This is a genomic window from Streptomyces sp. NPDC006476, from assembly GCF_040612015.1.
Lineage (GTDB): Bacteria > Actinomycetota > Actinomycetes > Streptomycetales > Streptomycetaceae > Streptomyces > Streptomyces griseorubiginosus_B.
Window position 1 is genome coordinate 1 of sequence record NZ_JBEXPK010000141.1, and the last position, 9,895, is coordinate 9,895.

8 protein-coding genes and 1 pseudogene are annotated in these 9,895 nt (G+C 65.6%); 8 read left to right on the plus strand and 1 reads right to left on the minus strand.

Going from position 1 to position 9,895, the window contains the following annotated elements:
• Nucleotides 1–78: 78 nt before the first annotated feature.
• Nucleotides 79–1,125, minus strand: a complete 1,047-nt coding sequence (locus tag ABZZ74_RS50760; protein WP_356950922.1) for a recombinase family protein — start codon at nucleotides 1,123–1,125, stop codon at nucleotides 79–81.
• Between the two features lie 286 nt (nucleotides 1,126–1,411).
• Here ABZZ74_RS50760 and ABZZ74_RS50765 point away from each other — a divergent pair.
• The 8 genes and pseudogenes from ABZZ74_RS50765 to ABZZ74_RS50800 all read left to right on the plus strand — a co-directional run.
• Nucleotides 1,412–1,552 (plus strand): annotated as a pseudogene (locus tag ABZZ74_RS50765) (IS5/IS1182 family transposase); the annotation flags it as partial.
• Between the two features lie 584 nt (nucleotides 1,553–2,136).
• Nucleotides 2,137–3,258 (plus strand): succinyl-diaminopimelate desuccinylase, encoded by a 1,122-nt coding sequence (gene dapE / locus ABZZ74_RS50770; protein ID WP_356950923.1) that lies wholly within the window; start codon nucleotides 2,137–2,139, stop codon nucleotides 3,256–3,258.
• A 71-nt stretch (nucleotides 3,259–3,329) separates the two neighbouring features.
• The gene (locus ABZZ74_RS50775) at nucleotides 3,330–4,289 is read left to right on the plus strand and encodes a hypothetical protein (protein ID WP_356950924.1); all 960 of its coding nucleotides are present in this window, start codon (nucleotides 3,330–3,332) and stop codon (nucleotides 4,287–4,289) included.
• Between the two features lies 1 nt (nucleotide 4,290).
• Nucleotides 4,291–5,055: an iron-containing redox enzyme family protein gene (locus ABZZ74_RS50780; protein WP_356950925.1), complete on the plus strand. Its 765-nt coding sequence runs from the start codon at nucleotides 4,291–4,293 to the stop codon at nucleotides 5,053–5,055.
• Nucleotides 5,052–5,966 carry an aminotransferase class IV gene (locus ABZZ74_RS50785; protein ID WP_356950926.1) on the plus strand — a complete coding sequence of 305 codons (915 nt, stop codon included), beginning with the start codon at nucleotides 5,052–5,054 and terminating at the stop codon, nucleotides 5,964–5,966. The genes ABZZ74_RS50780 and ABZZ74_RS50785 overlap by 4 nt, the downstream gene beginning before the upstream one ends.
• Nucleotides 5,959–7,299, plus strand: a complete 1,341-nt coding sequence (locus tag ABZZ74_RS50790; RefSeq protein ID WP_356950927.1) for a hypothetical protein — start codon at nucleotides 5,959–5,961, stop codon at nucleotides 7,297–7,299. Before ABZZ74_RS50785 ends, ABZZ74_RS50790 begins: the two co-directional genes overlap by 8 nt.
• The gene (locus ABZZ74_RS50795) at nucleotides 7,296–7,955 is read left to right on the plus strand and encodes an RraA family protein (protein ID WP_356950928.1); all 660 of its coding nucleotides are present in this window, start codon (nucleotides 7,296–7,298) and stop codon (nucleotides 7,953–7,955) included. Before ABZZ74_RS50790 ends, ABZZ74_RS50795 begins: the two co-directional genes overlap by 4 nt.
• A 111-nt stretch (nucleotides 7,956–8,066) precedes the next feature.
• Entirely contained in the window at nucleotides 8,067–9,425 is a 1,359-nt protein-coding gene (locus tag ABZZ74_RS50800; RefSeq protein WP_356950929.1) for a glutamate-cysteine ligase family protein, read from the plus strand.
• Nucleotides 9,426–9,895 lie beyond the last annotated feature (470 nt).

Below are 9,895 nucleotides of genomic sequence, written 5' to 3' on the forward strand. Positions count from 1 at the left end.
GACAGCAGCAGACTCGCGGCCCTTGCCCCTCACCGCATCAAGAACGGTGCACTCTCATCCGTACGAGGTGGTGCACGTTCACTTGTACGCGGACATCACTCCGGCCAGCAGCGCCGGCCCGTCGCGCACCGCTCCCATACTTAACGAGCGTGCCCGGTTCGCCTCGATCCTGGCCAGGGTGCGCTCGTGCCGGTCGAGGTCGATATAGGCGGGCAGCACGCCGGGCAGGTAGACCAGCCATTCCTCGCGCGGGCGGCGGACGCGGCCGGTGAACGGGCGGCCCGCCAGGCGGCGGCGCGGGTCGGTGCGGCTGCGGCCATAGACGAACACTCCGGCATAGGCCGGGTGCCGGAGCATGTTCTGGATCACGATCCGGCTGGGACGGCGCCACTCCAGCTGCCCCTTTCCCAGACCCGAGCGGGCCCGCACACCGATCTCGATACCGTGATCGACCAGGAAACGCAGCACGGCGTTGATCGTGGCCAGCTCGTCAAACAGACCGAATACCAGCTTCACGAGGGTTTGCACCTGCTCGTCGGGGTCCTTGACGACCTGGCCGTCCGGCAGACGGACGTAGCCGATCGGCAGGGGCACGGCGAGTTCGCCGCGGCGGGCCTTGGCGATCCGCCCGTTCCACATCCGCTGCTTGATCAGGTGCAGTTCCGCTTCGCTGATCGTGCCCTTCAGGCCCAGGAGCATGCGGTCGTTGTGCTCCGCCGGGTCGTAGATCCCGTCCGGGTCGGCCAGCAGGGCCCCGGCCAGGGCGCACAGCTCAAGCAGCTGGTGCCACTCGCGTCCGCTGCGGGCCAGGCGGGACATCTCCACCCCGAGCACCAGCCCTACATGGTCGAGACCGACCTCGGAGACCAGCCGCTGGAAACCCGGCCGGGCCACCAGACCGGACGCCGAGTGGCCGAGGTCCTCGTCGATCATCAGCACCCGCGACGCGTCCCAGCCCAGCTCGACCGCCCGCTGGCGCAGTCCGTACTGCAGCCGGGTCGACTCGCCGTGATCGATGACCTGCTGCGGGGTCGACTGGCGCACATAGACGACCGCGAGACGGTCCAGGTGCCACGGCTGGATCTTGCCCTCAACCCGGTTCCACGGAGCCGCCGGTGTCGTCATCACCCGTTCCCCCGCCCTGACCGGCCGCGGTCACGATCCGTGCCACCAGTTCGGACAGCAGCCCCACCACCAGATCCCGGCGCAGTTCCGGCACCGTCCCCCACAGACCGCTCTGGGGAGCTCAGCGCGGACGTCTTCGCACACCGCGACTCACCGTCCTCAACGACCCCAGCCTGCCGCTCCAGCAGCCGACACACGACGGCAGCAGCGTCCAGCAAGCCATCAACCCCGATGACCGGGACATTCCCCGCCGCCAACTCGTCTATGTGTGCAGTACGGCTTGCTCCTTGAGCGCCTGATCAACAAGCTCAAGGCCTGGCGAGGCATCGCCACCCGGTACGACAAGACCCCAGACAGCTACCTCGTCGGCCTCCACCTACGCGCCTCGATGATCTGGATCAAAGACCTCACCCGGACCACCCCTTGATCGCGACTCAATATGCGCCCTAGTTCGACTGCCCAAGTTCCCCGCGAACTACTGGCGCAGGACATTAGCCTGCGCGTTTCACTTGCCGCGGTGTCCGGATCTTGATAGTAAAGCGGAGCTACTTGATCGTTTTGGCGACAGGGCTCATTTTGGTTTTCTGATGGCCGGATCTGGCGTCTTGACGCACAGTGCAGTGCCTTCTTACTCTGCATCGAGCCGGCCCTGAATCAGATTAATGAGCGACTCGGAAAGTTGACCCATAGGTGTTTTCGGCATCAAGTGCGTGCCAAGCGCCTCCTCGTGATTTCGCTTATTTCTTTGACAAGTTCGGCGCTGAGGGAATGTCATGGTGAACCGAATGTCTCTTGCTGAACAACCGCATTCCAAGTGATCCCAATTCATGGCGTTTAACGGCCAGTGACCATCCATCTCCGGGAGTTAAGCTCGGATCCGATGTTCGGCCATCTGAGAGCGTTCCCTGCGAAGGCATGTTATGGCACGGATGCACGGTCCCCTACCCATGCGTGAGGCAGGCGCGCGTCGGATGCGTCTGGCGCGAGTCAGCAGAGAGGTCAAGCCCAATCGTGACTATTCCCTCCAATGACGCGCCGTCAAATTTATTGAAAATCCCCTCATTTGAGGAACTCGGCGTGCTCACACATCGGCTAGTCGCTATGGCGTCGGTGAGCGGCAGTGAGCAGCGGATCTGCGATGCCGTCGAGAAATTGCTTCGCCAGGCATCATCCCACCTGAGCGTCACCAGGACCGGGAACTGTCTTGTCGCCCGGACGTCAATGCTCCGCCCGCAGCGTCTGCTGCTGGCGGGACACCTGGACACCGTGCCGCCGACAGAGCCTCCGCAACCTCCTGTATGGGAGGGCCGTTTCGTGGAGGGGCGGGGTGCGGTCGATATGAAGGCCGGAGTGGCCGTCATGGTGTGGCTGGCTCTGACCGTGGCGGCCGATGCCGTCCTGGACAGCACCTTCGTCTTCTATGACCGAGAGGAGACAGGCAGCCACACCAGCGGCATGAACCGTCTGGCGCAGCAAGCGCGGGACCTGCTGGCGGCCGACGCCGCCGTGCTTCTGGAACCGACGGGCGGCTGGCTGGAACCGGGGTGCCAGGGCAATATGCGGGTGCGGATCGGATACCGCGGCAGGAGCGCGCACACTGCCCGTCCCTGGACAGGGGTCAACGCCATCGACCAGATGGCGCCGGCTCTGGCCAGATGCTCGGCCTATCGGTCTGAGCAGGTGGTTTTAGACGGGCTCGAGTACCCGCAGGCTTTCGAAGTGGTCGGTGTTCAGGGCGGGGGAGACAGCAACGTGCTGCCGGACCGCTGTGCGTTCCATGTCAACGTTCGCTATGCCCACTCCCGCTCGCACGATGCAGTGCTGGATGAAATCAGGCGGTTGGTGGGGCCGGAGGCCGATGACATCGAGGTCACCTTGGACTCCCCGGCGGCGCCTCCTTCCCTTGGGCATCCGCTGCTCGGTGCCCTGGTTCGCGGCGTGGAAGGACGCATCCGGCCGAAGCTCGGCTGGACCGATGTGGGGCGTCTGGCCCACATGGGCATTCCCGCCGCCAACTTCGGCCCCGGTGACCCGGCCCTGGCGCACACGCCGTATGAACGTGTGGACATGGACGAAGCGGCTCGTGTCTGCCGTGTGCTCGCCCGAGTGCTGGCACACGGCGGGGGTGCATGACGGTGACAGGAGCTGCGCACACCGGTGGCGGCCCGCAACAGTCGGCACCGCCCGCGCTGCCGCAGGATGTGGTGATCACTGACGTTACCTTGCGTGACGGTGGCTACCTCAACGGCCACAGTTGGACGCCGGCCCAGCGCCGCGAGGTGGTGTCCGCCGTCGCCGCAGCCGGAGTCAAACGGATCGAAGTCGGCTACGTCGACGGCGCAGGACCCTTGGAGGCCCGCAGGTCAGGGATCACCACAGAGGCAATCCGAGAACTCGCCGAGCGGACGGACGACGTCCATGTGGTCGTCATGGCTCGGACCACGGACCGTGACCGTGCCCTCGACTTCGCGGCGGTCGGCGCAGCCGGTGTGTGTACCGTGCGGCTGCCGACGAGTGTCAGCACGGTGACGGCACTGCGTGACGTCGTAGCCCGCGCCACCGATGCCGGACTGCACGCCGTCGTCAACTTGATCCGAACCAGTAGCGAGACGCTCGCCTCGTTGGTGCGGGCCGGTTCGGAGGCGGTGAGCATGGGAGCGGACGCGCTCTGCGTCGCGGACTCCAACGGCAGCCTGCTTCCGACATCCATTGGCCGGATCGTGCGTAGTCTGTGCGCTGAACTCCCTGTGCCCATCGGCATCCACACCCACGACAACCTCGGTCTCGCTTTCGCCAATGCGCTGGCCGGCCTCGCTGCGGGCGCCACGCACGTCGACGCCTCCTGTCGAGGCATAGGCAAGGGCGGCGGCAACCTGGAGCTTGAGAGGCTCCTCGCTTACCTCCAAGGACTTGGTCGCCGCGACCTGCAGGTCGCGGCCCTCGAGCCGGTCGGCACGACGGTCGACAAGGAACTCGGCATCAAACGTGACCAAGCCACGGCTGCCCAGATCGCGGCCCTCGGCGACTTGGACTACGAGCAGGCCCTCGGCTTGCACGGATTGTCCGAAGCCGCCTCGTGGGCCAGGAGCCTGTCCGGTTCCACGAACAGGCGTGCCGACACGATCTGGGCTCTTCAACGCGCCCATTTTCCATTTGGAGACTGACGTGGACGCGACCGAATTCGTCGACGACCTCGACCGACTCATCCGCGATCGCCGGAAGATGACCAGCGAGCTGTACCAGACCATACTGGCGGGCAAGGCGACCGAGAGGCTCCTCAAAAGCTTTGTTCTGCATCGCTGGCCGATCAAGAGTCTTTGGACGCGAAACATCCTGGGAATCGCCTCACGGATCGCGGACTACCGGCTACGGGCCCTGCTCGTGGAGAACGTCTACGAGGAAGAGACCGGCGCCCTTACCCGGTCAAAGCGCCACCTGGAGACCTTCGCGGACTTCGCCGGCGTGGTCGGCGTGGACAGGGCCGACCTTGATCAGGCAGAGCCGGCTCCCGAGACTCGCGCGATAATGGAACACAATGTCGCGGTCTGCAACTCCTCTGCACACTTCACCGAGGGCGTCGCTTCGGTACTCCTGCTGATGGAGGGCCAGCCCCCGATCGTCAGCGCGACTGGATCGAGCATGCTCACGGTGATGCGGGACACCTATCGCCTTCCACCGGAGGGCCTTGAGTTCTTCGTCCACCACGCCTCCTGCGACGTCGACGCGGAGAGTGTCAGCGAGTTGGAAGACGAACATGCTGAAGCTGCACGTGAGCTGCTGAGGCGTTACTGCGACACTCCGGAGCGGCGCGATGCGGCTCGCGCCGCACTGATCCGAGCACTGGACCTCAGGCACAAGCATTTCGACATGATTCTGCGCACTGGTTACGACGCAGCCGAGCCGGTGTTCCGCTATGGGGTCGCGCCGTGAGCCTTCCGGACGACGTCGTTTTCCACGACGAGAAGTTCGTCCCCTCCGCCGACGCCACGGTTCGGGTGGACAGCCTGGCGCTGCGCTATGCCTTGTCCGTGTTCGAGGGGGTGCGTCTGTATCGGACGGACGCAGGCACAGTGCGGCCCTGGCTGCTCGAGGAACATCTGGAGCGCCTGGCACACTCGCTGACACTCATGCACGTGCCGGTGCCTGATCTGTCTGGACTGCCCGTCATCATCGCCAAGCTCGTGGAGATCAACAGCCTCAGCGACGACTGCTACTGCAGGATCGTGATCAACGCGGGCAACGTGGGATTGCTTGCCTCCCCGGTGGAGCCACTGCTCAGCGTGACGGTGCGCCCCATGGGCCGCAAGAAGTGGCTGGCGCAGGGCAGGGCGATGCGGCTGGCCGTCAGTACGCGTCAGCGCGCAGTGGCAGAGGCGTTCCCGACAGACGTCAAGAGCATCTGCCAGTACGCAGGTGCGAGGCTGGCACTGTTGGACGCACAAGCGGCCGGGTTCGACAGCTGCCTGCTCAGCACGTCTGACGGTTTCGTCAGCGAGGCACCCACTGCCACTCTGTTCGCGGTGCACAGCGGAACGCTGACCACACCGCTGCTGGCCGACGGGCCACTGCCCGGCATCACTCGCGCCTGGGTGATCGCCGCGTGCATGCGGCTCGGCATCCCCGTGCGCGTCGGGCGTCTCGCTCCATCGGATCTGTACCGAGCGGACGAGGCGTTTCTCTGCGGCACCGGCCTCGAATTCGCCGCCATTGGAAGCATAGACGCCGCGTCCTTCCCCGATGCGGGCGACACCCACGTATTCCAGAGGTTGGTGGGGCAGTACTTCGCCGAAGCCCGAAATCGGTCGACGCCCACGGCCCTTGGGCGGTGGCACCGTGATTGACAGCGCGGCTACCGAGGCATCAGCGGACGTCCTGGCCGCGGATCCGGGGCGGGTGTATCGGGAACTCGAGGTGCTGCTCGCATCGTCGCCGCCGGTGCAGAACCGAACGTTCCCCCTTCCTGCCAGCGCCATGTACCTACGGCTGGAAGCAGCCAACGAACACTGCCGACGTGTGGAGGAGTACACAGGGCTGCTCGACAACGTGTTGGCGCTCTACCGCGAAGACGCGGGTGTTCGTGCCTTCTTCGGACTCGCATCCAATGCGGAGCGTCTGGTGGACGCCACACCTGCTGAACGGGATCGGGTCGTGGTGGCCCGCATCGACGGCTATCTCGATGCCACGACGCAGGGGGTGCGCTTCCTGGAGAACAACACGGACGCGCCGGCCGGTGCACTCTTCACGCCTCGTATCAACGCGCTGGTCGACGAGGTGCAGCGGCGCTCGGGGTACCACAGGCCGGATACTGCGGCGTTCTCCTTTGACGATGACACCGCCTTCGCACGGTTTCTGATCGGCCACGGCGTGAGCCAGGGCCTCCCCGCTGAGGGGGTCCGGATTGCGGTGTTGCAGCCGGAAGGGGCGGCGAGCGTCGAATCCGTCGAGCTGGTCTCCCAGTTGAACGCCCTCGGTGCCGATGCATTCCTCGCGGATCCCCGCAGTGTGCAAGTCGGCAGTACGGGCGTACGGTTCGCAAGGCGCCCCGCAGACCTGTGCTGGAACAAGGTGAACACCGGCCCTTGGAGCGCCTTGGTGGAGACTGACGAGGACCTCGTCGATACGTGGTGCCGGGCCTTACGCCACGACGGGTTCGTCCACGTGAACCCCATGGGCTCTCGTTATGTCACGGAGAGCAAGTTATCCCTGGCGATGGTGCAGGAACCCGGCTTGGCCGGGCACTTCAACGACGAGCAGCGTCGTCTGGTGGCATCGGTGCTCCCGTGGTCGCGTCGCCTCGGCGGGGGGTGCGCCCAATCCGAGGGCAACGGCGCCGTCGCCAAACGACCGGCCCAGGAACTGGTCCTCAAGGCCCCATACGACATCAGGGGCGAAGGGGTGACGGTGGGGCGCACGGTCGACGCGCATGCCTGGGCTGCGGCTGTGGCCCGTGGGCTCAAGGAGAACCATCTCGTGCAAGAGTACGTCCCCCCGCTCGCCTTCCCGGTGCTGACGGCGGACGGGACCTTCCAGCCCATGTCGGTGAGCCTTGACTCCTTTGTCTGGGGTGGTCGATTCGCTGGATTCGGTGCCAAGGCCGGTACCGGGGCCCGCGTCAATGTCTTCCAAGGAGGCCGCAAGCTCGCGGTCCGCGTCGTGCAGGAGCCACCGTCATGAATCTGCTCCCTCATCCGCTGATCGACGCAGACACAGCGTCGATCAGCGACGCCCTCGACCTACTCGGGATCGACGGCTGTCTGCCGGGACTCGCCCGTATCTCGGGATCCGGCTTCGTGGCGGGTCCCGCGTTCACCGTTCGCTACCGGCCTGTGGAGCCCACCGAGGGCGGGCCCGCCGGCGATTTCATCGATGACGTGCCGCCCGGCTCCATCGTCGTGATCGCCAACGGTGGCCTGATGGACAGGACGGTGTGGGGCGACGTACTCAGCACCGTGTCCAGGGCCAAGGGCGTTGCTGGCACCGTCATCGACGGAGTCTGCCGCGACGTGGACCGTTCCCGAGAACTCGGCTACTCCCTGTGGGCCCGCGGCGGATACATGCGCTCGGGCAAAAACCGGGTGCGCCTGGCGGAAGTCGGTGGCGCGGTCGAGGTGTGCCGTGTGCGGGTGGTACCCGGCGACGTGGTGTGTGCTGACGGTTCCGGTGCCATTGTGGTCCCCCAGGAAGCCATGCCTGCCGTCGTGGACTTGGTGGCCAAGGTACGCAATGTCGAACGCCAGATCGTGGCCGCAACCCTGGACGGCGAGCGCTTGTCCGATGCCCGGGCGCGCTTCGGCTACCACGCCCTGGCTCGCCCGCCGCGAGGAGGGTGACGGCTTCGCTGCGACGTCGACAGCACTACGCCCGCGTCGTTCGGACATGCGTCGTTGCGCCAGTCGGGACGGTACCGAGAAGTAGCGTGGCATCCGACAAGGGTGGTGAGAGTGGACAGCGCATCCCGGCTGGGCCCCGCGATCATGGAGCAGGTCTTCCAAGCACGTCACGGCCCGGCCGAGATGATCGGCATCGAGGTCGAACTGGGGGTGGTGGATCCCCAAACCGGTCGCGCCCGCCCGTACGAGGGTCCCCGTGGTGCCCGCGCCCTGCTGGAGGCCGTGCGGGAGCACGGGGGCGGAGTTCTGGTCATGGACGGGACATTCCTCACCGGACTACGACGGGCGGACGGCACGAAGATCACTTTGGAGCACAGCGGAGCGATCGAGTATTCGTCGCCGCCGATGGCGAACCTGACCGATCTCGTGACCTCGTTGCGCAGCGAACTGACAGCCATCTCCCGGGTCGCTGAAGGAATGGATATCGCACTGCTGCCCAACGGGAACCTGCCCTTCGACACCCTGGAGGAGGTGACATGGATCCCGAAGAGCCGGTCCTGGATCATGCGGCGGTACTTCACCGAGTTCGGCGGTGCCACGTCAAACACCCCACCGGTCACCACACGTACCCTCTCGACGCAGGTAACGCTGGATTACCTCTCAGAGGAAGACTGGCGGTCCAAGTTCCGGATGCAGGTGCTGGTCGCGCCCGTGGCGGCGGCGCTGTTCGTGAACTCGCCTCTCGAAGAAGGAGAGATTTCCGGCGCGCTCTCCCGACGGCTGGAGTACTGGTTCGAACTTCCGCAACACCGCTGCGGCGTGCCCGATATAGCACTGTCCGGAGAACTGAGCTTTCGCCGCTTCATCGAATGGGCTTCGAGCATCTCGATGGTGTACCGCTTGCGGCAGGAGGAGTACGTCGCCGCCCCACCGCTGCCGTTTTCCGCTCTTCTTCGAGAGGGCTTCGGTGACGGAACCTTCCCGACGGACGAGGACTGGAAATCCCTGCTGTCTCAGATCTGGACGGACGTTCGAGTACGGGAAACCCTGGAGCTGCGTGCCATGGACGGCCCAACTCTTTCCGAAATTCCGGCGGTTCCAGCCTTCTGGAGCGGGCTGACCTATTGGGGACCGAGCCGGGAGGCTGCTCTACGCCTGCTTGCAGGCCGGACAACGCAGGACTACCAGAGGGCAATGCGTGAGGCCGCTACGTACGGTCTCCGCGCGCGTTACGGGCCGGATCGCATTATCGATCTCGCAGCCGAACTCGTCCGACTGGCCAGGGATGGGATCGAAGCCAGAGTTGCGGCCGGCCTCGAGGAACCGGGGAGCGCGCGGTTCCTCGAACCTCTGGAGGAGATAGTCAAGACCGGCAGGACGCTGGCCGAGCAGCAGATCATCCGTTGGAACGACGAGTTCCACACGCGTCCGGATCTGTTCGTGGCGACCATGAGAGTGCCGGGGAGCTAACCTCGATTCTTCGGTGGGGTTCGGTCGTTGAGTGGCCTGGTGGTTCGCCCGTAATGTCCCTTGTCTGTAAGCACGTGAGCCGGGCCCTGGCAGCGATCACGGGGAGCCGTCACTGTGGGTCACTGAAGCAGGATTAACGCCGGGCCGTCGACGGTGGGCTGGTCGGCGGGGGCTTCCGCGGCCGCGGCGGCGTCCAGCTTGGTGCGGGCGCCCTCGAGGAAGTACGCGTACTTCTCCCGTATTGCACCGCTCGGGTGCGATGTGTCGGCTTCGCGTCAGTGAGGGTGTGGCAGTGAGCGCAGGCCAGGAAAGCCATGTTCCTGCTGGTGGTCGGCCTGTGGCTGTAGCTTGCGCCCGACGGGGGATGGTATTTCGGGCTCTTCGCTCGTTTCTGTGGGTGTTATGTGCGTCCGGGGAGGGGCCGGCTGTAGCCGGCGAGGCAGAGCAGGATCATGGCGCGGAGGGCTTCG

Bases quoted from the DNA above. Each gene is read 5' to 3' on its own strand.
- ABZZ74_RS50795 (WP_356950928.1), top strand. From the start codon at position 7,296: ATGAATCTGCTCCCTCATCCGCTGATCGACGCAGACACAGCGTCGATC.
- ABZZ74_RS50760 (WP_356950922.1), bottom strand. From the start codon at position 1,125: ATGACGACACCGGCGGCTCCGTGGAACCGGGTTGAGGGCAAGATCCAG.